The organism is Paenibacillus tundrae (assembly GCF_030812775.1).
GTDB lineage: Bacteria > Bacillota > Bacilli > Paenibacillales > Paenibacillaceae > Paenibacillus > Paenibacillus tundrae_A.
Genome location: NZ_JAUSTI010000004.1, coordinates 331922 through 357709, shown reverse-complemented (window position 1 = coordinate 357709; position 25788 = coordinate 331922). Strand labels below are relative to the sequence as shown.

Here is a 25788-nt window from a genome sequence, read left to right as displayed (position 1 = left end):
CACTTAGTCCTTCATCCCGGATGAGGCCATCGTTTGAATGACTTGGCTCTGAGACAATATAAACGTCACGATCGGCACCGTCATCATGATGACAGCAACCGCAGCGCCCACACCTGCACGAGCTATTCCCCCCTGGACAATCTGTCCCATGGCGTAATGCATCGTTTTGAGCTGCTCACTGTAGATAAAGCTACCGCCATCCGTTCCCCACAACATCTGCATCATTAAAATGAGCAGCGTTAACCATGCAGGTTTGACAAGTGGCATGACTACCTGAAAGAAAATCCGATATTCGCTGGCTCCATCCATTTTTGCCGCCTCCAGAAGCGCATCCGGTATCTGCTCCATAAACTGCTTCATCAGGTACAGACCTAACGGATAAGCGAAGGCAGGAATAATCATGGCCTGATAGGAATCGAGCCAGCCTAGCGTAGACATGATCATGTAATTGGGAATAGCCGTAACATGCGGCGAGAACATCAGAGATAATACGATGATCGTGAATAGGATTTTGTGCCCACGAAACTTGTATTTAGCCAGTGGATAAGCCGCCGCAGAGGCTAGCATAATATGTCCGAACGTGCCTGCCGCAGTGATAAACACCGTGTTGAAAATATATCTTGAGAAGGGCACCCATGAGTTTTTCATCACTTGAAATAGGTCTGAAAAATTCTCAAACGTTGGATTCCGTACAAACAGCGTGGGTGGGAAAATAAAAAGTTCATCCAAGGGCTTAAACGCATTATTGATCACATAGATAAGCGGGATGACCATAAAAGCACCAAATCCGCCCAGCAAAAGGAAAAGCAAGATATCGACCTGCCAGGATCTGTTGATTTTCCTTTTCATACGCAAGGCCATCTTCATCTGCTATTCCCCCACTCTCTTTAACAGCTTTTGAACAAGCAGGTTGGAACCTAGCATCAGACTGAATAACACCGTTGCAATGGCAGAAGCATAGCCCATCTCGAAGCGGATTGTTCCGTAATCCATCAAGTGAGTAACAATCGTATGCGCTCCGTACTGTACGCTCGGGAAACCTGCCAGCGCAGTAGCCACTTCGGCAACGGCCAGGGACGCGGTAATCTGGATAACAGCTCCGAACATGAGCTGAGGACGCATCGAAGGCAACGTAATATACCACAGCTCCTGCCAGCGATTTTGAACCCCGTCGATGGCTCCTGCTTCATACAAGGTGCGATCCACGGTTTGCAGACCGGCAATGAACGCAAGAAAACTGGTTCCAAGGCTGAGCCATAGCTGTACAAGCATAATGATTGCAAGCATGTATTTGGGATCTTGCAGCCACAGGATTGGCTCATAGGTGATGCCTATTTTCATCAGAAATCCGTTCATAATGCCATAGGAATCTCCAGAGAAAATAATTTGCCAAATAAAAAACACATTGCCTGAGATGGACGGTGCAAAAAAGATCAGTGTCATGAAGGCTCTCACCTTAGGATTCAGCTCATTAATAAGCCAGGCGAACACAAAGCAGGCAATGTAGCTAATTGGACCGGTGATTACCGAGAAAACAATCGTATTTTTAAGACCGATCAAAAACACATCATCATTCCAGAGCAACTTGGAGTAGTTCTCCCAACCAACCCACTCTGGAAACTCCAGCATGTTGAAATTGGTGAAGCTGAAGAAGATGGAGATCATGACTGGAAACACGGTAAACAAGAAGAATAACAACATGTAGGGTGAAAGAAGGATATAGAGATGCTTATCCCGCTTCATATCTCTCACAAAGAGTTCCCACTTCCCGGGTAAGCCGGCAGGCGTACGTTTGGGCTGAGAACCAGTTTTGGTCACCATATTAGCCTTCTGCAAAAGAGTCCCTCCCTAGTGCATTCCGTCCAATTTAAACTCTTTTCGTTTCTCCTGAATTTCGTAGTTAATTTCCTGCACATAATCGTATAAGGCATCGGTGGAATTCGTCCCGTTATTGACGACCTCACGCAGTGCATTGTCTAGATGCCGGCCCGTAAAGTAGCCTCCGGGAACCTCCGGAACCCCCTGAACCCATTCCCATTGTTCTTCCAGACTTCGATAATCGCGGACAGGCCAAGGTAACTCCTGCAACGCTTCAATATTGGCTGTTGGATACCGCGCTGCCGCTCCCATCAGACCTTCCATTTCGCGTCCGAATCGAACCTGTGCATCCTTGCTGACCCACCATTTCATAAATTCCCAGGCCGCATCCTTATGCTTCGATTGCTTGAGCATAACGGTCGCCGTGCCTCCACTCGCGACATCTCGTTTGATACTTCCGTCTGGTTGCTTGAGGCCGGGAACCGGAATGAACTCCCATAACCCCTTGATCTCAGGCGCAGATACGGACAGATAGTTATAAAAGGTATAATCCATAATCCCTATAGGCATTTCCCCGGTTCTAAAGCGCATTGGAAAATCGAAAGTGAGGGGTAGCTTGTAGCTGGTATAGAAATTCGTCCACTCCTTGAACGCCTCCAGCCCCGTTTCCGTATCCATACCGCTTCTGGAGCCATTGTCCAAATAAAACGAACCGCCCATCTGGTACAGCAGCATGGCATATGCCCGGTTCACTTCCAATACGGGTACACCTGTCGTTTGGGCAAGCGGCAAAGCCATTTCCATATTATGCTTCTGCAGCACCGGGATCATTGCGTAGACGTCCTCCCATGTCTGCGGCGGCTCCAGATCAAGCTGTTCCAAAATATCTTTCCGGTAAAATAACATATTGAAAATTTGTTGCTCCGGCAGTGCAAATACTTGATCCTCATAGTTATAGGGAACCATTGCACTATCCCTGAATTGCCTAATTAACTCGTCATAGCCGGGATACTTGGACAGATCTTCTGCCGCGTTCCGCATTCCGAAGTTGACCGGCACATCATTTCCGACCTGCATGGCTACATCCGGCCCCTCTCCTGCCAGGGAAGCACGCAGCAAAACATCCGCATTCACCAGCTTGAGGTTCACACCAATGCCTGTCAGCGGGGTAAACGTATCGTCAATCATGGCCTTCAACACCTGAGCCTGATCCCGGCCTGTACCAATCCATACCGTAACAGACTTGTCTTCATCAGATGTGCTGCCAATGGTGTCATAATCCTCGAAAAATGAATGGAAAAAAGACGAAATTTCGTGTCCAACTTTTCGGAAGGACGAATCATTCGCTTTCGGCAGCTTCACATCAGGTGAAGCAAGCAGCAGATAATCAACTTCCAGCGGCTGTTCGCGTACCTCCAGCAGCCAAGAGCCGACGCTTCCTACATTGATTTTGAATTGACCCAGCCGCTTCTGCACGGTTTCCGGCTTGTCAGCCAGATCGGCCAGCTGATAGGCTGTTTTCGTCAGTATCGCGGTCTTATCACTTTTTTCCCTCGTTAAACGAATTAACTCTTCAGATACGGCATTTAGGATGTCACTTTGTTCGCGAAATACCTTCACCATATCCGGAATCTGTTTCTCTAATTGATAATCCCGATAGGGGTCAGGTACGTTACCTGTGATCATCAGAATTTTGCGATACATCGCATTGATTTCGAGCACACTGGCTTCCACCTGACGGATCAGAGGCGCAATTGCTCCCAGACTGACCTCAAGCTGCAATTCATGTTTGCCTTGAGTCAAATGAAATAAGTAGGGTTCGTCCTCACTACCAAGCACATTCATCTGCCAATTCGAGTCATAGAAGAACGGAATTTGCATCATTTCACGGAAGGGAACCTTATTGTCGATCTGCAGCGAACGGGTGGAATAAATCCCCCTCAGCAGTTCCTGTCTACCTTTGATTGCAATCTTGTATAGTCCATCCTCCGGCACATCCATTTCCCATGCAATCCATTGTCCTGGCACACGCCAGTTGTTTCCGCCGATGGTGTTCATTCTGATTTTGGATACATCGTACGGTTCCGTGGATGTGCTTGATCGATCAGTGATTGGATACAACGTTGGTGATGACTTGTACTTGGCATGCTCACCTTGAACTTTGATCAAGTGTCCACTGGTTTCCATATATCCCTGTCTCTCATACTCCTGCTTCACTTCTGCGTAGGATATCGGTTGTTCATACTGGTGTAGCCTGATCGAATCAATAACCATAGGCTCCCGGGTGGACACAAGCGTCAATGAATGTTTGCCTGCAGAAAAATAAAACTGGTAAGGCTCCTCATAATAGCCCTCCTTGTCTCTCAGAAGCGATTCTTGCCACATCGGTGCCTCCGTCTGACGTGGGCGCAGGTCGTTGCCTCGGTTATCTTGTTCGATCTCGGATTTCTCGTTGACCCATACACGATGAAAACTCAGATTACGTGCATTATTGAAAGGCAATTTGCCATCGATCCATAGTTCACGTTCTATTGCGGAACTTTTACCCTGGATCGGGTAATAACGCAATGTCATGTGATACATGCCCGATTCAGGAACATCCACTTCCCATTGCACGGAACCGCTCTCCTCTGTTCTGATGAACTTGCCAGTCTCACCACCAAGCTCCGTGACCATCTTCGGTTCCATTCCTTCCGCAGCTGTGTAGTCAGCTCCGCGAATAACAATTTCCCTAGAAGGCTGCTTCTCGTCCTGGAATTTCTGCAAATAATAATCGTAACTACCCTCAGAAGCAGATTCAGAGATTGGCATCACACGGCTCGGATCTGATGTTCGATTCCCGGACTTTGCATTGCCGCTTGCACCGGAACTGGATATCGTGTACACCATGACGAGGATTAGCATAACGACGATAAGCGTCACTCGGGATAATGGTAACTTCACCCGATGCCCCCCTTTAGCAGACTGTAGTGAATTAGATAGACGGCCCGCATATCGATTTTGGGATGAAATCAGCAATGAGGCCGTCCTGTTTGTTAACGTTGATCGATCGAACTATTCTTTCTTAGACTGTTCCCCGCTTAACACTTTTTTCACCGCAGCCTGTGCAGGTCCGATAACCTGGGCAACACCTGTTGAAGGTGTAATCTCGCCTTTGATGAATTTCTCCGTTACTTTGTCCAGTTGATCCTTAATGCCCAGACCACCGAAGCGACCACCAAACAGACGCTGCACCTGGCCATTATCATTCATCGCGTTGGCAATGGATGCTTCGTCTGGCAAAATATTTTCGAGCGAGAGCCTACGGTTATCTTGCCAGTTATCGAAGTCTTGTAACTCTTCCCAAATCTTCACGATCACATCTGCGTCCTTCACTCCCTTTGGAACAACGTAAGCTGTAGCCTGACCGAATGGTTCGTAATACGACTCTGCTTGAGGCCCCTTCGGCATGTATACATAACCCCACTCATCCTTCATCTTATCTAGAATCCGACCTTCGATCTCCCAGAGTCCACCCGGATACATGGCAATGGTGCCTTCTCCGAAGAACTTGGCTGGATCTTCCCAGTCGTTACCTCCATTGGCCTTCACCACTTTATGCTCATTGTACAGACCATGCAGAAAATTAAGCGCTTCCATAGATTCGGGTGAATTAAACGTCACTGTGCCTGTTTGCTCATCATATAATTTGCCTCCGTTGCTCGCGACCAGCATCTCAGAAAGTACGTAATGCGCTCCAGCCAGTCCGTATTGATCCATTTTACCGTCACCGTTACGATCAACCGTGAGCTGTTTGGCCGCATCCAGCATCGTATCCCAGCTCCAGTTATCTTCATCCATCAATTGCTGCGGGTCTTTCAGACCAGCCTCCTTGAATATACGCTTGTTATAGAACATGCCACTATCATTAGGTGTATACCAGCTTTCGAGTCCGTACACCTTGTCGCCTCCAAAGCGCATAGCATTAACCACATCCTGTTCCACACGAGTATCTTGAAGGTAGTCATCCAGCGGTGTCAGGAAACCACCCTGCATAAGCCCCCAGATAAATCCATCCGGAACCCGGACGATTTCAGCAAATGGCTCGTTCGCGAGCACAGAGGAAGACAGCTTTTCAGAGGTAGACCAATATTCAGTATTCAAATATTTGATCTTTACGTTATACTTTTCTTCCACCATTTGAATACGCTCGCGGGCAAGCTCATCCGATTCTGAATCCCCTTTTGGTGTAGCATCCCACCAGTGAGAAATTCGAATAACCCGACCGTCTAAATCTGGCACCGGCACAGCTTCTTCCTTGTTCTCTTCCTCTTCCTGCACTGGCGTTGTGTTCGTCTCGACTTCAGCTGGTTGAGCAACTGGATCGGCTGGTTTGTTATTTGTACCACTGCATGCAGACAAAAGCATGATTAACATGGCAAATAAAACGAACATCATCATTGGGTTAGACATCATTTTTTTCAACATGGGCGGCCTCCCTCAAATAAATGATCTTAATCTGTTCCAATACGCTTCTCAATTGCCGTTCAGGATGTTCGCTCCTTTCTTGAAATGACTGAATTATGCAGTGGATTAAGCGCTTACAAATATCAAACAAAGTACACTTCTCGGTGTTGGATTATGTACCTTCACCACCCCAGCCATCCATATCGATTCCTCGTAAAGTGATCTTTTCTTTGTGCTCAAACTTCATCCTACACACACTCCCCCTCAAAGTTGATAACATTGAATCAAGCTTACAACATGCTTTTTGATGACTGCCCTGGACAATTTGGATCCTTACAAGGCCGCCTTAATGGGATTTGAAAACCTAGATTCACACTTCGCTGTAAAGAGCATTAGCCAAGTTGTTGAGTATACTTGAAAAGGATTTCATGAAACCCATTTCATTTATAGTATTATTAAAATCCTTAAGTCAGTACACATTCTGATATTTTTTAAAATATTTTAGGGCGTGTCTGAAAACTCCGAAGGCAGCAGATTTTGCCGAATTTTCGTTCCAAGTCAGGAAGTTTTCCGCAGGCGTGCCGGGGCACGTCAAGGGAAAGTGACGCAGCAGGGGGCGAAAAGGCGGTGAAAGATGCACTTCAGCGAGTTTTGAGACACGCCCTAGTCTCCGTTGTTTCATTCCACAGCATTTCCTTGGATTACGGCTTGCACTTTGGCAAGCTACGTATGGGTAAGGTACTGTGTCCAAAAGAGGTAGCACCTCTCAGAGTTGCACCGCGTGTTATTCAACGCAGTGCTTATCATTGAAGTAACATCACGAGTTCATCATCGTGATGCATAGCAAAAAGCGCCACGCTCGTATGGTCGTGGCGCTTCTTCCTGCTGTATGACCTAATTGGTCATGCAGCACGATTTTAAGTTGCTACTTTACCTACATCGCAGCAGCTTCTTATTCTAGCGGCAGTATGTACTATTGCACCTGCTACGACTAATGTCGTTGGTGGTATTCAGGTTACTTATGCTTATCTAAGCAACCTCTAACCTCTTCGATGATCCTTTACTTCTATCCCCGAGCTTTCACAATACTTTTTGAGTGTCATGATTACGCTATCTTTATCCTGATTCTTTAACGAGAAAGATAGCTTTTTATTTTGATCGAAAAGATGAATTTGAAGAAGATTAGTACCTATTCGCATTTCACTAATTTGTTTAATTGAATAGTTCGTCTTATTTACTGTTATTCCCTCGGGCAATAGCACTACCGCATATTCCTTTTGTGAATCTATCCAGTTTTTAATAACTAGAGCGATCACAACCAACCCAGTTGTTATCAGTAGTATTACTCGAAGACCATCACTGATGGTATCACCTAATATATTCAGAACAGGCAACACACCAATCGGCAAAAATATAAATAGATAATATAATGGGTAACCCTTCAACATAAATTTATAATTCATTCTGAATTCCTCTCATACAAAGTAAATCGCCTCGGCGTACTTTATCTTTTTAATTTATAGTAATTTTCTGCCGTATATATGGACCAGTCCCAAAATTTATCTCCCTGACTGATAATAAATCGGTCAAACCACAACTCGAAGTTCATATTGAAGGGTCTCGACTCGTCAAAATTGTCTATGTGCCCCTTAACCATTAAATAATTATTTGAGCCTTCGCTGTATTTTTTCAGATCAATTACGATATTATCTTGATAGATATAGGCGATCTTCAGGTACCCCTCGTTTGCATCCTCATACGTTGCTTCTTGGATATCCTGCCACTTATATAAGTACGCCTCTCCTCCGTATTGCGGATGGTCAAATAACGAGCAACCATTGCTTATCTTCAAAAAGTGAATATAATCATTCGGAAGTTCATACCCTAATGTTCTTTGGAATTCCATTAAATCACTTTCATCTGCCGGATCATTAAACGTACAGGTAGCTTGAGTTAAATAACCTTCCTGAAGCTGTAATTCTAGCAGGTTGTTATTTTCCAATCTTTTCTTAAGAGAGTCTATTGTTTTATAAATTAATTCTCCTTGAATCAACTTCCATCCACCCTTTCAATAAGCCTTGAGGAGTCACAGCGTGAAAAATATGTAATATGAAGCCCTTAACTTTCCTTTCTGACTGAGCATTCACTTAAATATCTTACTCTCGTTCTCTAATTCAAACTTCTTCGCTTGATGAATAATGCCTTCACCTGAAAAATGTACAATCTCATGATGATCTTCACATACAAGCCATTCATACTTCTTCGATACCAGAAAGTATTCGTCCAAATGATAAAGCTCAGGGATAATTTTATCGAAAATGATATTCTTATCCCCTTCATAAATCCACATTTTATCGTTGTAATCTTCTGCTATAAACCAGATCCATTCATCTGCAATAATCTCTTTGATAGATCGGTACGGTTGTTCGTTAAACCTCAATGCATAGTGGGGTTCTCTCAGTCTGTTCCATCCCCAATGCAGGTCTTGCGTGTAATGAGTCTTCTTTAGAAAGTGCTTTTCGATATGATCTAAAATGGATTTCCACTGATCTTTTCGGACTTCAAACAGTTCTTGCCTGTTGATTGAACACTTTTTAATAAGTTCTTCAATCTCCAATCGAACGAATAAAGACTCCATTTCTAATCTCCTTGTCTCTTTGATTGGAGCTCTCTACTCCTAGTTTTTTTCTTCATTCAATTTCCTAATATCAAAACTGCAAATGAAATCACCCACAGAAGTGGAAACGAACTGATTAGAATAAGGCCTAAAGTCTTCACCTTTTTCTTCAGTAACCAAGATAGAATCGAACAAACGACAACAGCCAAAGGATACAACGTAACGATCGTTACAAGTGCTACTCCCCACATTGAAACTCCACTGTCAAATGCCATGAAAGATAATCCCCAAATGATGAACCAAGGCATTAAGGTCAACACATAGAAACTTTGAATAATAAATAAGTACAATTTCATCGATGAATTCCTTTATCATTTAGTATTAGTCCGTTATATTCTCTTATTTCTTTATATTTTTGCTCCATTAAAATGCTCCTCGGGCCTCTTCTCTTATTCTTGCTAACGCTCTTTTCGCTGCGAGTTTCCCATTATGCATTCCGTTTGTAGAAACCTCTACTAACTTATCTCTAGCTGGAATGTATCTATGAAAACCAAGAATCTCACACGCCCTCTCTTGAACATACATATCTTCATCATCCAAATATTTTATTAATGAATCCAGATTTCTTTTCGGTGTTAACGCCATGATTGAAAAAATATACTGACAACGAATATCGTCATCTATTTGTTGGTTAGAACTTATAAACTTGTTTAACTCATCGATACAACGTAGGTCTTCATCCATCTCAGCATGACTAATTTCTATATCTGACGGATAGTCTTTGTTCAATTCATCCCAATCATAACTAGGATGTTGTTCGAGTTTCGATATAAATGACTGTACACTTCTAAAACCTGGGGATACATCAGTTTCTTCATGATTGATGTAACTGATTCTGTATTGGCAAGCACCTTGAACCTGTAAACCTATGTAGTTCGAATGATCATCTGTCCATAAAGGAATAATGCCTTGATATACCTCCATTTCAGACATGAAATCGGCCATTTCAATCACTTCTTCAATTTCCATTGATCTTAACAAGTAATTTTGATCCTTCTGTTTTTCATGGTGAGTTTCTAACTCCTCAATGAGTATAATAGGTAATGTGATACTGAGTCTATTGAAAAGGTCTATATACATATTACCTCTCCTTTGTGAGATTGGTTTTTCTGCATTTCACTTGTTTTCATGTATAAGCCACCCTCTTAAAATTATTCTACTCGAATTTCATCTAACATTCTTCTTTACATCAACATTTATACCTCCAGATTTCTTTCAAGTAATCCGCCTATTCGCTGCGCCATAAAGGAAGGATTAGGAGGCTCCCCTTGTTTAAACCACCACTCCACGACGCCAACGATCGCTGACCCCAGAAACTGAATATCCACATTCATTCCCTCCGTTAATTCAGGGTTACCCCCTTCGAACATACCGTTTCCTTTCTCCAGTTCTTCGATGAAAAACGTAAGGAACTGATCGCGGAAAAAAGGGCTACCTTTACTCGCTAGTAATGCAGAAAAGAACATCGAATGATTCTCGAAATACTGGAACCACACCAATCCCATATCCTTATAATTCGCGTCATCGTCTGTAGAATTGCAGATCCTTCTTAAGTCATCAATATGTTCTTTAATAAGCTGATCCAGAAGATCGAATTTGTCCATGTAGTGAAGATAGATGGTTCTTCGACTAAGATCCGCTCTATCAGAGATATCTTGAATCGTAATTTGATCAAATTCTTTTTCCATCATCAAATGAATAACAGCCATTTTTATGGCCTCTTGGGATTTGCGTATTCTGCGATCTACCTTTACCACTTCAGAACCACCAGCTTCCTAAATAAATACTACACATGTTCAGAGGAACTGTGAACTAATGCACAAAATCACTCATTTTAAGACTTGTAGCGTTTTCATTTCTGTCTATCATTATACGTAATAGACTATTAATACACTATTGTGCATTTATGCATGAATGGGATTGGAGTTCACTATTATGAAAATTGCAGTTATTGGAGCTACAGGAGGAACCGGAAGGAAAGTGATGGAGCGTGCACTTGAACTTGGCCATGAAGTTGTAGCTATAGCTCGTCGGCCAGAAATGATATCCCCCTTGAAGAGACTCACCATCAGACAGGGAGATGTATTTGACGAGTCCAGTTTGGTCAGAGCCATTGCTGGTGCAGAAGTCGTCATCAGTTGCATCGGCCCGCCCAGTAACGCTTCGCCGGTTGCTGCCAAGAAATTTCTGAATCTAAGAGCTGGCATGAATGTTATGGCGGCTAACTTCTCACCCGGTACTGTCATGTCCGAAGGTATGCCCAATATGATAGCAGCCAGTCAACGTGCGGGTGTGAAGCGCCTAATCATGCAGAGCGGCATTAATTTGAGCAACGGAAGAGAGCTGTCTCCCGTCCATCGCTTGGCAGTTCGCATGATGCGCCGTATATTTTGGAAAGCCATTGAGGATAAATCAATTGCTGAGCATGCGTTAATACAAAGTGAGCTAGAATGGGTCATTGTACGGGCATCCGTGCTTCAATACGCGGAGGGTACTTTAAAATATACAGCAGGTCCATTAGCTCGCATAAATCCTCTCGGAGCACTTCCCTTTGCAGACTGCGCCGACTGTTTAGTGCGGGCAGCAGCCAGTGAGCCTGAGTGGATCAGGCAAGTTGTTAATGTTGGACGGTGACGTTGACATCGGCATCGGCTCTCTACACCTTTCAATCTAATAGGTAGTCATTACTTACCTGATGTTACTCTCATAGGGTCTTCAACAAATTTATCCTGCTTTTAAGCGTTTATTAAATCTTCCCATCACTATGTACTGTAGATGTCTTTGATCGTTAACCATGTTTCATACCAGAATGTTTTTTGATTCAAAGGCTCTATCACTACAGTTTGACCATCTTTTTTATTTAAGTAAATGACGCCTTCCCGCTGAACAAGCGTATCATTGAACTTAAACACAATATCTCTACATTCTTGCTCATACTCCTTTTCTCTTGTTTCTGACCACTCTGCTTTTTCAATAGAATATCTCTTCCTCATTAGTAGAATCCTCCTGGAGTTATTATTGAAGTAACCTCCCTGTATGCCTTCTGAGCGTATTTATTAAAATAGTCTTCATATCGCGGTTGTTTCTGTTACACTCTTAGTTGTTCTTCCAACCATTCTTCAAGTGTCTCTTTAATTACTAATCGATCTTTAGAAGAAATGCTTTTGATCTCATTCCACTCCCCATCAACAAGTTCCAGACGGTAATGGCCTTTAATATCTGAATCTGGATACCATCCTAGATCAAATAGTATCGTGTCTTCTCTTTCAGGAATATCCCATTTCCCATTCTTGATTTTCATTTTAACGATCTGTAATAAATCTTCTGTGAAGAATCCCCAATTCTCAATAAAGTAATCACTATCTGCACTAAGAACAGGGTCTACATCGTAGAATTTGTTATACGTTACTGCATAACCTGCTGGAATCTTAAGTTGCATTAAATTCAAATTTTCTCACCTTCTACTTCATCTGCCGATTTCTATAACTTTATGTATCTTCTCTAACGAGGCGAAAGCTTCGTTTCAAAATGATTTACCTTGTTCATTTCTCCTCCTTATGTGTATCAATCACATAAATTTGGGACTCCCTGTTCCACGTATGATACCCATTGCATAAATGTACCCAGCCGTACTTCTCATAATAATCAATATGATCTGTACATAAATACAATTTACTGAAACCGAGTTTGTAAGCTTCTTGTCTCGCGTGCGTCATTAAGACTGACCCAAGACCCTTTCCTCGCTGCTCTTGTTCAATATATAAATTTGATAAGTATGGCCACAGATCTTGTCGACTTACAAAATCATTATTCATTAATGAGTAACTACCAATGATTTCATCTTGCTTCATCATAAAATACCATCGAGGTAATGGATTTTTCGTTGTCATGCTGGAAATTATACAATCCTCAAATATTCTTCTATTTAATCCCCATCTTTCGGCAACATACTCAATAGATTCCTTTAAAAGGTCAGGATAATCTCTCAAGTCAATGATTTGATATTTCATAAATTCCCCCTAATCCGTTTTAGTTAATCTTGCTAACACTTCGTCAACGTTATCCCATTCATAGATTAATTCATTAAGGATTTTTCCTCCAATTTTTATTTGAACTGATTTAGATAAGTGAGCTCCATAATACTCATAAAAATAGCGTGTCTTGTTATCCTCTAGAACATCAACGAATATTTTCTGGTAACCTAATGAATTGAATCGAAAAAATATACTTTTAAGTAATTCCTTCCCTAACCCTATCCCTTGATACTCCTCAAGTATGTAAATTGAAGTTAAATCGCCTGAGTTGGGCACCGTATTTGTCTCTCTCTTCCAACAATCTGCAAATCCAATGATTTCCCCTTTTGTATTCTCTGCCAGTATTACAAATTCGTCTGTCTTCTTGATATTTTTAATCCATAATTCCGTTCTTTGTTCATACGTTAGATTGTTTAAAAATTCCTCTGGAATAATCCCCTTGTATGTCGTTCTCCAACTATCCACATGAACTTTGGCAATTCCTTCAGCATCATGAATCGTAGCTTCTCTGATCTGCAACATAATCATCTCCCATTTTTTTAGATCAAACGGATCGCTTTTATTTCTTAGATCTCTTAATATTACTCAGAATTTGTGCTACTTCTGCGCGTGTTACCTTGCTCTTTGGTTCAAACTTCCCGTTAGAGTTTCCACCAACAATTCCTGCTTGGTATGCATAGAGGATCATATTCTTCATTCTGTCGTCAATTTGATTCCAGTCACTGATTGAGTCTGATGACACTTCTTTGACATCTTGCTGCCCTGCTGCCATTGAAATAGCATATACTGTCTGTTCACGTGTGGCAGGTACGTTCCAATTTTTTGCCGTGGCAGTTTTTTTCTCAAAAAATAACCCCGTGTCTTGTGCAAACAAAATATGACCCATTGCCCAGTACTCTGGATTGTTCGGAATGCTTTGTCCTGCCACTTCTGAAGCAATCTTGGCAAGCTCTGCCATGGTGAGCGTGCCGTTAGGTTTAAATGTTCCGTCACCAAACCCCTTCATTATTCCCTTGCTGTTAACTTCCAGCACTGCCTTGGCATACCATGCACTGCTTTTAACGTCCATGAACAACGTACTATTGGGATCAACTTTTCCAGGGTTCTTTATAGATTCAAATTTCCATTCGCGGCTGCCAGATTTAATCATCTTCAGATAGTCCAATTGAATGGTTTTTCCTTTTACATACACTCCACTAGTTCCACCAGAAACTTGCTTCACTTCATATGGCATGTTGAATTTGACCTTAAGTACAAGTCCATCAACATCCTGAGCAATGAGATCCTTAAGCTTCATGCCTCTAAGTGTTTTATCCGAAATGTCCTTAAGTTCTGGAAATCTGGTGTCATAACTCATCTCCTTGCTAATGAAGTCATGAAGTTCTAGTTTCAACTCGAATCCTCCATGAATTTTGTTGAGAGATACAAGTCCCATTTCATTTGAAATGGTTGCTACACCCGAATCATTAATATCATTTGTGAACTTGTCTTCATATGTACCAACAGTATACTTTTTACCACTAGATGTAATGTCATAGGATTCATTGCTTCTGCTCGTAAAGTCCTGATAGGTTTTTCCGAGCTTGTTCAATATATTTTTATCAAAACCATTTACAGCTTTTACGCTGCCAGAACCATTTTCATTAATAATCACTTCAGTATTTGAATAAATGCATCCTGTAAGTAACATTGGTATCATGAGAACTATTGTAATAACCTTCATAAGCTTTTTCATAGATTTTCTCCCTTTTCATTTGTTACTTCCACCTACCGTTACTGCAATCACGACCCTAGAGAATGCTGGTATCAGATGCGTGAATATTATATTAGATGAAGGATGGAGATTCTTTAAGTAGACATACATTGTTATAGTTATCGTCGATTCGCAATCAAAATTCTAATCCCAATCCATATTTAAGTGCATTTCTAATTTCTCTTCCTTACAGTCTGGACAATCTAGCAAACCACTGTTTACATCATCCAGAACTGGCTTCTTAGGCATTGCCATGTTACAACGGGGACAATCATAACTATTTGTATAAGAAGAATCTTTTGAATTTATGTGTAGAAATACGCTATTTAATATGTATTTACATTGTTCACAAACGTAAAGTCCATCATAGCATTCAAATTCTGTATTTTCTTTGTTTATAAACTCTTTGATTTGTTGCCGCCCCTCTTCCTGCTCATACCATTCCAAAATCCTATTCAAATCAATATATTTAAAACCTATTCCGAAAAAAACATTTTGGCTGTAAGAGCATTGTTTGCAACTCAATTTACCTGCTACTCCCATGACAATCCCCCCTCTTATCTTCATTAGTCACAAAGCTTTTATCTATACAGCAGCTACTTCCCCAGATAAACCTTCTTCGAGTAGGGATTCTCTATCCTTTACGGCTACTTCTCACTTCATTTAAAATTAGCACTTTGATTACTTCCTCTCCTAGCAACAAAACGTTGCGATATTATCAGATGTCAGCCACTTTTTCGATATACAAAAAGCGGTTCTTCGACTTTCGACAATTCCTCAATGAAAAGTTATAAATCTCTGAAATCACGTTTATTCAACTGAATCTTATTCATTTTACCGTTACTTTTTTTAAATAGATACGCTTTACTTTCTGTATTACTCTTTACTATCTTGTACATATCTTCCTCTATTACAATAGCGACAGTGTTTTAAAGCGCAATCCCAGGAACTTCTTCATATAACATATTGTCATCAAATGTTTCATGTCCATTTTCATTATAATGTGGACAGTGATTAGCGGAAATGAGCCCGAGTCCTATTACTTTCTCTCTATCCCACCATCCATCACGATTGGTTTCTATACTACTGTTGCTATGGCCTTCCAAAAACCAACAAATCGAACCTGCACTTAAACCCGATAATACTATATTCTGTGTAAATGCTTCTTTAAGGTATTGGTCTACTTTTTTAGTTCTCCATATTTCCATCATTTTAACAGTGTCTCCGCCACCTACATAAATGATATTGGAGGATAAGATCTTATTCTTAATGGTTTCATCAGATATATCTTGATCGACAAGACATAGCGTATCAACTTCACAACCCAATTGCTCTCCATATACAGCCTTAACAGTATCAATGTAGCCTTTAGCATCATTACTTGCTGTTGGAATAAATAGTAGCTTCGGATTTTCAATATTTGCAAACTCAACGATGTACCTATCTATAGGCAGAGTCTCATGAAACCGCATCTCGCCACCACCGATTGCAACTATTTTCCCCATAGATATACACCGCCCAAAATTCTATACGAGTGTTACGTTTATATAATATTGTATTCCAGCTCGATCTATATCTGAAAAATGAAGAGGATTTTCTTCCAATAGTTCTTTTAGATCTCTTAGCTTGATCCATCGAATCCCTGATGTTTCATCTCCCGTTTCAAGCAACTCTCCGTTTGCTTTACATCTAAAATAATAACCTAGCGAATCCACTGGCCCCTTTATAGTTTGGTACGCTACAAATGGTTTAACACATTCTACTTCAAAGTGATTTCCTTCTGTAACGATTCTTAATTCCTCTCCTTCAATTTCAGATAAATCTAGCCCCGTTTCTTCTTTAACTTCTCTCCTCAATGCTTGTGTTAATGATTCAAAAGGTTCAATGCGCCCTCCAGGAAGTTCAATCGTTAATGGCTCATTCGGTTTCACTCTATTCTGAATCACAATTTCGATATAATCATCAATATGTCTTTCAATAATTGCTCTTGTATTAACATAAAACATTGTAATCCACCTTTCCTGTTAAAGGTTATAGTTACTTTAATTAAAATCATTTAATCTATCATCATACTTGCAGTTTTTTAAAACGGTAGGCTGCTTATCCGCCCTTTAACTTTTCAGCAATATACGCTTGAAGTTGATATATGTCTGAGAGAAGCTTCTCTTCCTCCGGTGTATTGCCATACTCTCCAAGCCAGCGTGGGGTACGGATGTGCCACTCATCTGTCATGTATTGCTTCTCTTTCCGATACTCTAGAATGTGCTCCAAGAAATATTCCAGAGAGCCAAAGGATTGTTTATGCTTATCGTTAATAATGGAATGTGTTTCTTCAATGATTGCCTGTAACCTTTGCTGAATATGATCTTCTGGATTTAAAGCGTTAGTTTCCATGAGATGATCTCCTTCTGTTCTGACAAAATACAATGAATCGATGCCCCAAAGTGTATTGAGACATCGATTTAAATGATCTAACTATGTGAGGTGAACCATTAACAAGTTTCTTCTGCAGCTTACTTCATCATCTTCTACTTAACTTTTTGAAGGCTGTGTATTCCTGACCGGATTTCATATAACTTAATATTTTCTCCGCACATGCTGCTGAACTGAGTTCTTCCGTATTCACTTCCAAATCATATTCATCATAAGAGTATATATAATCGAACTGGGAATGGGCGAGTCCAATCTCGCGATCTCCCCTGCTCTGTTCTCTTCTGGTGAGTTCTTGTTTGGAGCAATGTACACCTACAAACATGATCGGATAATCCGAAAGCAAATCATAAAAATCATTAAACCACTTGTCATTACTGATGACTGTATCCACAATCACATGCAAACCCAGCTCCGAAAATAACTTGATAGTTGCATAATACAATGAGCCAATCGGGTCAAAAAGAATGTCTGACATCACACCTGCTTCTAATTCTCTTGTGGGTTTGATATCTGGATATGTAGTATCGATGAATTGATCATAATTTTGGAAAAATTGATCTACAGACAGATGATGAAAGGGAATGTCAGCCTGATTTTTCATTTCCATCGCAATGCTGGTCTTCCCCGAACTTGACGTTCCGTTCAAAAATATAATGAGTCCTCGTTCCACATTAATCACCCTTATCTTATGAATTGGCTTAACGTTTTCCAATGAATAACACGTTCTGAGTCCAATGAAGATTGAATCCATAACGGTATAGCTCAAAGTACGGATATAAGCAGGCTTCCATGTCCTGCAAACCTTGATAACGAGGCCATTGCAAGTAGTAAGCTACCCAATAATCACAAGCGATAGAGTAGTAGGCTTCGTTCAATATTTCAATCGCCTCATTGTAGTCGCTGCGTGAGCTGAGAAGTTCTCCAAGTGCTTCGTATACTGCTTCGCTGTGTTCTTCATCCGTGCCATGAAGCGCTTCTTGCTCTAACTTTCCAATTTCACCCTGCTTTAAAACTACGACTTCCTTCACACAAGCCAAATCGTGTAATGCTTCCTTAGCAATGTCCGCTGCTTCGTCATCTTCTGGCACGATGGAGAACAGACTCTCCAACCCTTTGATTAACTCTTGGCCAAGTCCTCGTAATGCTTCCTCGGATGCACCTTCATGTCCACCATTGAAATAACCGGGTACATATTCGCCGGTGAAATCTTCCGGATTCAACATCTCATAAATTGGACGTAGTCTGTCCAGAAAACGCTGCCCGCCAGGAATCGGTTCAAATACACGTTCAACCCCCGAGCCCGTTGGCATAAACCACTGAAAAAACCCGTACAGATGGTCTGCTTCTACCTGCTCATCTTCTTGTATCTCGAATTCTTCTCCGCCCATTGCTAACAAATAACGACCATATTCCTGCTGATCCATGAATACCTTCCCCTCTCTTGGTTGACTGAACTGATGCAATCTATACCTTCCTTTATATGTTTGGTCATTTCAGCAATCATTCCTAAAATGATTATCTGATACTTTATATGCACTTAATAAGGGTTCATTGGGTTCATACCAATCCTTATTTCCATCTTCCACTACCTGCCTTTTACACGTTCCAAATACGCAACCACAATATGATGTTTTTGAAGGTGTTGCATTACTTGATAATTTGAATGCTTCTTCTAATTCTGCAAATTGAAAAGGAAGCTTAATCGTCCCTTCTTCAACCCAGTGGAAGCAAAATTTCTCTGGGCATGTACTAAATCTCTCTTTATCTTCTTGGTAAATTAACGGCAAAATTTCTTTATGTGAAGAGTTATGCAGATTAGTTGTAATTTCATCCGAAACCTGAAGTAATAAGATCCGACATTTCTCAAAATACCGGTGGTGACCGATTCTGTCAGTTAAAGAATTCAGCTCTTTATCAGCCCTGTTAATGAATACTGGAATGAATTCAAATGTTCCACTGAGATACAATCCAATAATGTGATTTATGTATGAAACCAGATGGTAGTGAGTTGAATTTCTCCTGAGCCACACAGCTGGCAAGTTATCTTTATTATTTATTTCTTTGAAAATAGTTAACACATCATTAGTCATTGCATTTCTCCTTTGTTAGTTCATCCTCTACACTCATTTTTCAACTCGAATTTGCTTCTTTAATAACATGATCTGTCCCACATGATACGCATTATGAATACTCAAATTAGAGACAACTCCCCACCAAGGAGCATCGAAATATTCTGGAAGTTGTTTGGTGAGCTTTGATTCTTCTGTTTCTTCTAGAACAACTCTCCAACTAACAAACACATTCTCAAGTTTATTTAAAGTTTCTTTCCAGCCAATCTCATTCAATTGATCTTGTGCCACAGCAAATGTCTCATCATTATCAATATTATGATCTAATCTAAATTCTCCAGCCTTGAATCGCTCAAGCCATTTTTCATTCCAAAAAATAAGATGATTCACGATCGACCATATGCTTTGTCCATTGTCATTCTTAATGACTGCTTCTTCCGCTGTTAAATCCTCCAGGATCTCCGCAAGAGGAACAAACCAACTCTTATCGTTATAACATGCCGTTAATTGATCAATCAAAATGGATTTATAGCTCATCATATAATCCTCTTCTCTTCATTAATTTAGAGTCTTACACATAACGTTCATATATTCAGAACCCATCGTATGCTGAAGTGTCGGGAGGATACCAGACCCCGTGCGGATGCCCAATACGTGAATATTATGTTATGTGATGAATCAGTCATCTTTGAATCGCCTTTAATTATAGGTCTCCCTTTATCTAGATACTCCTACTCTTTGAGCCCTAAAATCATTAAAGGCATCAGTATGCTGCTGATTAAATAACTCAGGCACTTCATCTGGATCAAAGAATTGAACTTCTATACTTTCTTCATTACTACTAATCAGTTCTCCATCGGAAATGCGTCCCTGATAAAAAAATGAAATCGTTTGTGCCTGATCCCCATTTGCATACCTGTCAAAATACTTGGTATACACGCCTATTAATTTCTCAACTAAGATTGTTACTCCTGTTTCTTCTTTCACTTCACGAATAGCTGTCTCTTCAGCAGATTCGCCTACTCCATAGCTCCTCCTGGGAATCCCCAAGCATTTTTATCTCTTCTGCGTTGAAGCAATATTTGTCCTTCTTCGTTTAAAACGATGGCTCCTGCAAAGTTAAGAATGATCATTTCAGTGCCTACCTTACTTCTAATCCACTTGATATAATCCATTAATTTTCTCCTTTCATAAACTTCTGTAGAGCTAAGCTTAATTATATCTATTCATTCCACAGTCTCGTTACTTCTTTCAATTCCAGGTCTTCAAATTGCATTTTATAGATATCCGGCTTCTTTAATTGATCTAAGAAAGCTAAGCCATAATTTGAATCAAAATGATTCATCATCAAAGTCATTACAAGACCGTGTGTTCCAATCGCAATTTTCTTTCCCTTGTGTTCTTTTAATATGGTTTTGAGCACTGTAATTGACCTATTCTGGCAATCCGCGTTAGATTCGCCACCTGGAAAGACATATTCAGCGTTGTAGAAGTTGTTTCTAATATTAGACATTAAATCAATAACATCATCTGATGAGAAGTGACGTTCCCTTAGATCTTCAAATGTTTCTATCTCTAGGTTTAAGTGCTGCGCTAATCCCTCAACACTCAATACCGCTCGGCGATATGGACTTGAAAGTATGATATCTATTCCTTCATCACTAAGTAACTTCGTTACTTTTTCAACATCCGCCTTCCCTTTTGCAGTAAGACCTCTAGTTCTTTCATTTCCTTCATCATATGGTGATTCCGCATGCCTAACCATGTAGACTGTAGTTTTCATTTAGACCTCCTTGAGACGCTCTGATAAATAGATTTACTGTGATTTCACATCAGTACTTTATTTACAAATTCGATCTTCCCATCTGTGTAAGCCTGCCGATTTTCACTATGTTTAAAAACTAGTTCTTTCTTTAGAGTTGCATATTCGACTACAAATTCAGGATTGTTAATTAATGCATCTCTGAAGGATATATGTCTGATGGTAGCCTAAACTTTCTAATCCTTGAATGACGTCCGGGAGTACGTCCATTGAATCAATTACTACATCAATATCTATAATAGGTTTTGCCGCTAATCCTGGTACTGCGGTACTACCAACGTGCTCGATTCGAAGTACGAGATCCCCGAGTCTATGTTCTATGATGGATTTCAGATTAGAAAACATTTCAGGCCATGCATTGTTGTAATCTTCAATAATTATTGTTTTTTTACTCATGCTTGAGATTCGCCCAAAAAAATAAGTGTTTATGAAGATTATCCAAAACCCTTCGCGCCATCCTGACGTTCAAACAGCCTACGTGACCCACAAAATCTTTCTAAACTTACAGCTACACCGTTCTCATCATTATTAGCGGTTATTTCATCAGCAATTTCCTTCAATTCCTTTATTGCATTCCCCATAGCAATAGCGTATCCAGCCTTCTTAAAGAGACCTAAGTCATTATGGTCATCACCGAATACAATAACGGAATCCAATTCTACATTATACAATTCACAGAGTTTAGTAATCGCCAGTTCCTTAGATGCCAGAAGAGGCATGATTTGTATTAATTGATGATTATCCGTAATTAGTATATTCACTTTACCTTCGAATTTTTTTAATAATCCAGAACTGTCATTATTACCGGAAAGGAGTATCTTCGTAGCATCATATTGCTTTAATTCTTTTAAGGGTTTTACTATGGGGTTAGATCGTGTGTTCATTGAGGTAATATAATCAAGCTCTCTTAAACTAAACCACTCATCTCTTACTTCCATCGTCAGCTCAATCTCGGGGTTACACTTCAAACAGTAATCGAGAATTTCTGTGGTTACATTAGCAGGGATTGATTCATTAATTTCTATCTTGGTTTCCTTACAGATCACTTGAGCTCCGTTGTAATATACAAAAGCCCCGATATCCAATAGTTCTTGAGGAAGGAACCAATTAACAGCTCTGGGCGGTCGAGCTGTTGCGAATATTATTCTCATTCCTTTCAGATAACAAGATAAGACAGCATCTAAATTTCTCTTGGATACTTCTTTTTTTGAATTCAATAATGTTCCGTCCAAGTCAAGAACTACAGTTGAATACTTCAATGGATTCAACCCCCAACAACGTTTTTCTTCGGAATACCATGCTCGATTATTCAAATAAAATTGCAATGCTTCTTTGTCCCAATCAGTTATAATGATCAAAATTATAACTCGGAATTTCATAGAATAACGGAATAGCAGTGACTCACGCATATTTTCTAAATAGAACCTTTCCATCTTTGTGAGATTGTATCCCTATTTCTTCATATCCAACGATGTCATTCATTCTTATTGGCACTACTAATCTTTCATACTTGTACTTCTCATTAATTAACATATAGAACGCCATTAAAACTGCATTTGTTACGTTCTGATCATTAGGTTCTCGAACCAAAAGTTCAGTTACAATAACTTCTTTGTCGTATCTGGAACGGTTGACTGCAATGTGGTAATCCCAGAATGGAATTGTACTCTTGCTGCCTGACTTACAAATGATAGGATAGTCTGAGTTAATAAATGTATCGAATGTATCATTTAGTTTTTCCAATTCGAATCTTTCAGTTGTACTATTGGTATCGGCTACACCGTTATGTATTACACGATGGTATTCAGTGTTGGTGAGGTGCTCTTTAAACTGATGAATTAAATCACCTCTTAAGATTATCGGACCAATCACATTTTCGCCTCCTCTCCACAAAATCCCCGTGTTTTTGTCTACGTTCGGGACAATTGATTTCTATGAAATACTCTTAAATATCTTATCTATCTCTTTTCGATCGTAATCAAGAATCCAATCGTTAAATTCCTTGTACAAGTAAAGCAAGGCTTCCTTAGTCGGTGAGACGATGTCTAAACCACGATCATCATAAATGTGAAAAACCAATTGGGATTGAGGATCTATGAAGTAAATTCTTGAATTAAGGTAATTATTCTTCTGAGTAAATCCTCCAATAAGTCCTAACAAATCAATATAGTCTATCTCGGACAGTTTGCATTCAAGAGAGTAAAATTTATAATGTCCAGTCAACTCTAGTGTTTCATCGTCATAATCTTCTTTGTAAAGAAAATTATTCATTGTGTGGTCTGCAAAATATTGAAGAAGGTCAATTTCCTCTTCAATATAAGCATCTAAATCTCCAATAGGTTCATATGATACCCCAACAATATAAACCGGATGCTTCTCTTTAAATATCGCTAGAAATAAGGCAAGAATTCTCTCCTGAACTACACTATAGTATGTGTCATTATCAATATTGCTGTTTGGTGGTCCCAGTTCAAACCGGATACTAAAATCATTATTATAATAGAATGGTGGTTCAAAGATTATATTAGAGAGATGTTCATTTATAAATTGTTGAATAGACATCTAGTTAATTTCCACCTTTATCATTCGTTTCGTCTACATCTTTATAATGTCTACATCAATTAAACTGAGTAGCCAAGTCTTACCTTAATCTTGTACTTCATAATAATTACCAGTCCACGGATCAAAAGCGTATGAATTCACTTTGGAATTTTGTTCCACAGTAAACATATAACCTTTTTTTATTTCATTCAATTCATTTTGTATTAATGTATTCTTCTGCTTATTAACCACATAAGGTTCTTCTAATTTCTGAGTGAACTTATCTACCGCACTTTCATAAGTGTATTGAGGGAGTGTTGAAATCACATAAATTGGAACAAATATTAAAAAGAGTGCTTGTAAAAAAAGTATTACTTCTTTACGTTTTTTGCTTAGTTGAAATTTCAAGAAATAACTCAATACCATGAAAAAAACTAACGCTCCAATAAAAGAAAACACATCCAAAATATGATTGTAACGATATTGTAAAAAAATCAAAAACGACACTTCTATCAGACAAGCAATAATTAATATTTTTCTATACATCATATCTCCTTTTGAATAAGTAGTTGAAGCTAACATCAATTGGCGTCAACCTATCTTAAATATATTTTGAGTGAGGCTATGATTAAATCTTTAGTTCCTGTATCAGTATCATAATTATGAATATAAGTTTCTCCAAAAGTTATCTTTTCTTGTTATAATAAATAACCCCATTGAATTGTAGAGCCGAATTCCTCCCTGAGATCCATCCGCAGACTGACCCAGGCTCCGAAGGAGCAGCTTGAAGATTATGTTATCAGATGTTATTACCATCTTTGAAATCTCTCTCTAGTTGGTTTCCATGAAAAGCTTTTAATATAAACTCTCTGTCTGGAACGTTTAACTGCTCAAAAGATTCCAAAAATGCTTTATTATCATATGTGGTCCCTATAAGTTGAACACTTATTGTTCCTTTTTGGAGTTCTACTACCGCGTATCTTGCAATCGCATGTTCATTACAACCTAATGCTCCAGGATTCAAATAAACCCTTTGATTTGTCTTGAAGTAATGGACTGGATGATGATGACCAAAACAAACGAGACTATAAGGTGAGCCTTCATATCTTGCGTCTAATTTCAATCCCAAAGGGGCTTCATCTATTATTTCTCTTTCTCCTTTCTTCATATGGTAATGCGTTATAAATATTTTTTGCCCTTCTATTTCAACTTCTAATGTCTGAGGGAGATTTTCTATAAACTTGATATTTTCTTTTTTTAGCTGTTTACCGATCCACTTATGATGTTCAGCGATCATTTCATGACCCGGTAAGGTATCCTCGCCTTGCAGTAGTTTCACAACTGCCTCTTCATGATTACCTGAAACCACCGTTACATCCTTTCGATACATTATCTCTTCAAGCACTTCGTTAGAGTTAGGGCCAATGCCAATCATATCACCCAGACAATATATATGTTCGATGTCCCCACGAGAATCAATATCAGAGAATACGGCACTTAATGCAGGATAATTACCATGAATATCAGTTAGGATAGCAATCTTCATTTAGACCTCTCCTTTTTATAACGTTCCTTTATTCACCACCTAACGTGTCATGGATGTTCGGTGAACGCCGAATCTAGGAGGAAGCTCGTAGCATGAGTATCTTATTTATGTAATCCCCTCCTTCGCGGAGAGCTATTATTTACTTTACAATCGACTTTCGAGGTCATTTAGTGTATTCAACCAGTTCGAATATTCCCCTGATTCTTCCCATAACTCTTGTAGTTCTGAGTCTTTCTTAATTTTTATAATTGCTCGTTTAGCTTTGGAAATGAGATTTTTCCCTTTACCTTTATGTGCATCGATCCATTCATATAAATCTTCAGTATTACTTTGACTATTTAATGTCTCTTGGCCAGGTTTGCCTTGTAAAGCTGCAAGGATTTCGATTGCGCCTAGAGCATTTGAAGCTAAATCTGACTCAATATATTCTTCTTCTAAGACCTCTTCAATCGTTTCTTCAATTAATTCAATGTCATCAGAATCAAGTAAATCTGCCTTCCAATCTAACACATCATCGTTTTCAAAAATTCCAGTTCCCCATGCTCCCATCATTAGCCCCCTAAAGTGTTATTATGTTTTAAAAGCTCTTAGTACTCCCGCACAGTGTTCTGCATTTACCATACCCTACCCAATTAAACGACCAATGGGA

At 39.8% G+C, this 25788-nt stretch carries 31 protein-coding genes and 2 pseudogenes; 2 read left to right on the top strand and 31 right to left on the bottom strand.

The genetic code is table 11. From position 1 onward, the window contains the following. Positions 1-3 precede the first annotated feature (3 nt). From J2T19_RS09955 to J2T19_RS09940, 4 genes are all read right to left on the bottom strand, one after another. A complete protein-coding gene (locus J2T19_RS09955) occupies positions 4-849 on the bottom strand; it encodes a carbohydrate ABC transporter permease (protein ID WP_307215198.1) in 846 nt (281 codons plus the stop codon). A 21-nt stretch (positions 850-870) separates the two neighbouring features. Continuing rightward, the gene (locus tag J2T19_RS09950; RefSeq protein WP_307215343.1) at positions 871-1743 is read right to left on the bottom strand and encodes a carbohydrate ABC transporter permease; all 873 of its coding nucleotides are present in this window, start codon (positions 1741-1743) and stop codon (positions 871-873) included. Between the two features lie 105 nt (positions 1744-1848). Next, positions 1849-4722, bottom strand: coding sequence for an extracellular solute-binding protein (locus J2T19_RS09945; RefSeq protein ID WP_370874852.1), 2874 nt, complete (start codon positions 4720-4722; stop codon positions 1849-1851). A 150-nt stretch (positions 4723-4872) separates the two neighbouring features. Further along, the gene (locus J2T19_RS09940; protein WP_307215194.1) at positions 4873-6285 is read right to left on the bottom strand and encodes an ABC transporter substrate-binding protein; all 1413 of its coding nucleotides are present in this window, start codon (positions 6283-6285) and stop codon (positions 4873-4875) included. Between the two features lie 516 nt (positions 6286-6801). Between J2T19_RS09940 and J2T19_RS09935 the strand changes: the two genes are divergently transcribed. Next, positions 6802-7074 (top strand): hypothetical protein, encoded by a 273-nt coding sequence (locus J2T19_RS09935; protein WP_307215192.1) that lies wholly within the window; start codon positions 6802-6804, stop codon positions 7072-7074. A 230-nt stretch (positions 7075-7304) separates the two neighbouring features. Here the strand turns inward: J2T19_RS09935 and J2T19_RS09930 are convergent, their stop codons facing one another. The 5 genes from J2T19_RS09930 to J2T19_RS09910 all read right to left on the bottom strand — a co-directional run bounded on the left by J2T19_RS09930 (position 7305) and on the right by J2T19_RS09910 (position 10650). Continuing rightward, positions 7305-7727: a hypothetical protein gene (locus J2T19_RS09930; RefSeq protein ID WP_307215190.1), complete on the bottom strand. Its 423-nt coding sequence runs from the start codon at positions 7725-7727 to the stop codon at positions 7305-7307. Positions 7728-7768: 41 nt separating this feature from the next. Next, positions 7769-8317 (bottom strand): SMI1/KNR4 family protein, encoded by a 549-nt coding sequence (locus J2T19_RS09925; RefSeq protein ID WP_307215188.1) that lies wholly within the window; start codon positions 8315-8317, stop codon positions 7769-7771. Between the two features lie 90 nt (positions 8318-8407). After that, positions 8408-8902, bottom strand: a complete 495-nt coding sequence (locus J2T19_RS09920; protein WP_307215187.1) for a DUF6756 family protein — start codon at positions 8900-8902, stop codon at positions 8408-8410. Between the two features lie 402 nt (positions 8903-9304). Further along, entirely contained in the window at positions 9305-9910 is a 606-nt protein-coding gene (locus J2T19_RS09915) for a HEAT repeat domain-containing protein (RefSeq protein ID WP_307215185.1), read from the bottom strand. Between the two features lie 227 nt (positions 9911-10137). Continuing rightward, entirely contained in the window at positions 10138-10650 is a 513-nt protein-coding gene (locus J2T19_RS09910; protein ID WP_307215183.1) for a TetR/AcrR family transcriptional regulator, read from the bottom strand. A 226-nt stretch (positions 10651-10876) separates the two neighbouring features. Between J2T19_RS09910 and J2T19_RS09905 the strand changes: the two genes are divergently transcribed. Further along, entirely contained in the window at positions 10877-11575 is a 699-nt protein-coding gene (locus tag J2T19_RS09905; RefSeq protein WP_307215181.1) for an NAD(P)-dependent oxidoreductase, read from the top strand. A 128-nt stretch (positions 11576-11703) separates the two neighbouring features. On the opposite strand, the gene J2T19_RS09900 is transcribed toward J2T19_RS09905, so the two are convergent. The 22 genes and pseudogenes from J2T19_RS09900 to J2T19_RS09795 all read right to left on the bottom strand — a co-directional run bounded on the left by J2T19_RS09900 (position 11704) and on the right by J2T19_RS09795 (position 25688). After that, positions 11704-11934 (bottom strand): hypothetical protein, encoded by a 231-nt coding sequence (locus J2T19_RS09900; RefSeq protein WP_307215179.1) that lies wholly within the window; start codon positions 11932-11934, stop codon positions 11704-11706. A 95-nt stretch (positions 11935-12029) separates the two neighbouring features. Next, the gene (locus J2T19_RS09895) at positions 12030-12380 is read right to left on the bottom strand and encodes a hypothetical protein (RefSeq protein WP_307215177.1); all 351 of its coding nucleotides are present in this window, start codon (positions 12378-12380) and stop codon (positions 12030-12032) included. Positions 12381-12483: 103 nt separating this feature from the next. Continuing rightward, a complete protein-coding gene (locus J2T19_RS09890) occupies positions 12484-12951 on the bottom strand; it encodes a GNAT family N-acetyltransferase (RefSeq protein ID WP_307215175.1) in 468 nt (155 codons plus the stop codon). Between the two features lie 9 nt (positions 12952-12960). Further along, on the bottom strand, positions 12961-13494 hold the full coding sequence (locus J2T19_RS09885; RefSeq protein WP_307215173.1) for a GNAT family N-acetyltransferase: 534 nt from the start codon (positions 13492-13494) through the stop codon (positions 12961-12963). 40 nt (positions 13495-13534) lie between these two features. Beyond that, positions 13535-14710: an S-layer homology domain-containing protein gene (locus tag J2T19_RS09880; protein WP_307215171.1), complete on the bottom strand. Its 1176-nt coding sequence runs from the start codon at positions 14708-14710 to the stop codon at positions 13535-13537. 162 nt (positions 14711-14872) lie between these two features. After that, positions 14873-15271 (bottom strand): hypothetical protein, encoded by a 399-nt coding sequence (locus J2T19_RS09875; RefSeq protein WP_307215169.1) that lies wholly within the window; start codon positions 15269-15271, stop codon positions 14873-14875. Between the two features lie 386 nt (positions 15272-15657). Further along, positions 15658-16233, bottom strand: coding sequence for a Type 1 glutamine amidotransferase-like domain-containing protein (locus J2T19_RS09870; protein WP_307215167.1), 576 nt, complete (start codon positions 16231-16233; stop codon positions 15658-15660). A gap of 21 nt (positions 16234-16254) precedes the next feature. After that, a complete protein-coding gene (locus tag J2T19_RS09865; RefSeq protein ID WP_307215165.1) occupies positions 16255-16734 on the bottom strand; it encodes an NUDIX hydrolase in 480 nt (159 codons plus the stop codon). Between the two features lie 94 nt (positions 16735-16828). Next, positions 16829-17122 (bottom strand): hypothetical protein, encoded by a 294-nt coding sequence (locus tag J2T19_RS09860; RefSeq protein ID WP_307215163.1) that lies wholly within the window; start codon positions 17120-17122, stop codon positions 16829-16831. Positions 17123-17249: 127 nt separating this feature from the next. Further along, positions 17250-17831: a chloramphenicol phosphotransferase CPT family protein gene (locus J2T19_RS09855; RefSeq protein ID WP_307215161.1), complete on the bottom strand. Its 582-nt coding sequence runs from the start codon at positions 17829-17831 to the stop codon at positions 17250-17252. A 28-nt stretch (positions 17832-17859) separates the two neighbouring features. Next, positions 17860-18585 carry a hypothetical protein gene (locus tag J2T19_RS09850; protein ID WP_307215159.1) on the bottom strand — a complete coding sequence of 242 codons (726 nt, stop codon included), beginning with the start codon at positions 18583-18585 and terminating at the stop codon, positions 17860-17862. 69 nt (positions 18586-18654) lie between these two features. Continuing rightward, positions 18655-19251, bottom strand: a complete 597-nt coding sequence (locus J2T19_RS09845; RefSeq protein ID WP_307215157.1) for a hypothetical protein — start codon at positions 19249-19251, stop codon at positions 18655-18657. 33 nt (positions 19252-19284) lie between these two features. Then, positions 19285-19767 (bottom strand): DinB family protein, encoded by a 483-nt coding sequence (locus tag J2T19_RS09840; protein WP_307215155.1) that lies wholly within the window; start codon positions 19765-19767, stop codon positions 19285-19287. Positions 19768-19947: 180 nt separating this feature from the next. Further along, positions 19948-20405: pseudogene (locus J2T19_RS09835) on the bottom strand (NUDIX hydrolase). Between the two features lie 47 nt (positions 20406-20452). Further along, positions 20453-21013: a histidine phosphatase family protein gene (locus J2T19_RS09830; protein WP_307215153.1), complete on the bottom strand. Its 561-nt coding sequence runs from the start codon at positions 21011-21013 to the stop codon at positions 20453-20455. Positions 21014-21057: 44 nt separating this feature from the next. Further along, positions 21058-21397, bottom strand: a pseudogene (locus J2T19_RS09825) (GrpB family protein). Between the two features lie 89 nt (positions 21398-21486). Then, positions 21487-22461: a Cof-type HAD-IIB family hydrolase gene (locus J2T19_RS09820; RefSeq protein WP_307215151.1), complete on the bottom strand. Its 975-nt coding sequence runs from the start codon at positions 22459-22461 to the stop codon at positions 21487-21489. After that, the gene (locus J2T19_RS09815) at positions 22454-22924 is read right to left on the bottom strand and encodes a hypothetical protein (RefSeq protein ID WP_307215149.1); all 471 of its coding nucleotides are present in this window, start codon (positions 22922-22924) and stop codon (positions 22454-22456) included. Before J2T19_RS09815 ends, J2T19_RS09820 begins: the two co-directional genes overlap by 8 nt. A 60-nt stretch (positions 22925-22984) precedes the next feature. Further along, positions 22985-23614, bottom strand: coding sequence for a DUF3885 domain-containing protein (locus J2T19_RS09810; protein WP_307215147.1), 630 nt, complete (start codon positions 23612-23614; stop codon positions 22985-22987). Between the two features lie 84 nt (positions 23615-23698). After that, positions 23699-24175, bottom strand: a complete 477-nt coding sequence (locus J2T19_RS09805; RefSeq protein ID WP_307215145.1) for a hypothetical protein — start codon at positions 24173-24175, stop codon at positions 23699-23701. 217 nt (positions 24176-24392) lie between these two features. Next, the gene (locus J2T19_RS09800) at positions 24393-25139 is read right to left on the bottom strand and encodes a metallophosphoesterase family protein (protein ID WP_307215143.1); all 747 of its coding nucleotides are present in this window, start codon (positions 25137-25139) and stop codon (positions 24393-24395) included. Between the two features lie 144 nt (positions 25140-25283). Further along, positions 25284-25688, bottom strand: coding sequence for a DUF4259 domain-containing protein (locus J2T19_RS09795; protein WP_307215141.1), 405 nt, complete (start codon positions 25686-25688; stop codon positions 25284-25286). Positions 25689-25788: the final 100 nt, after the last annotated feature.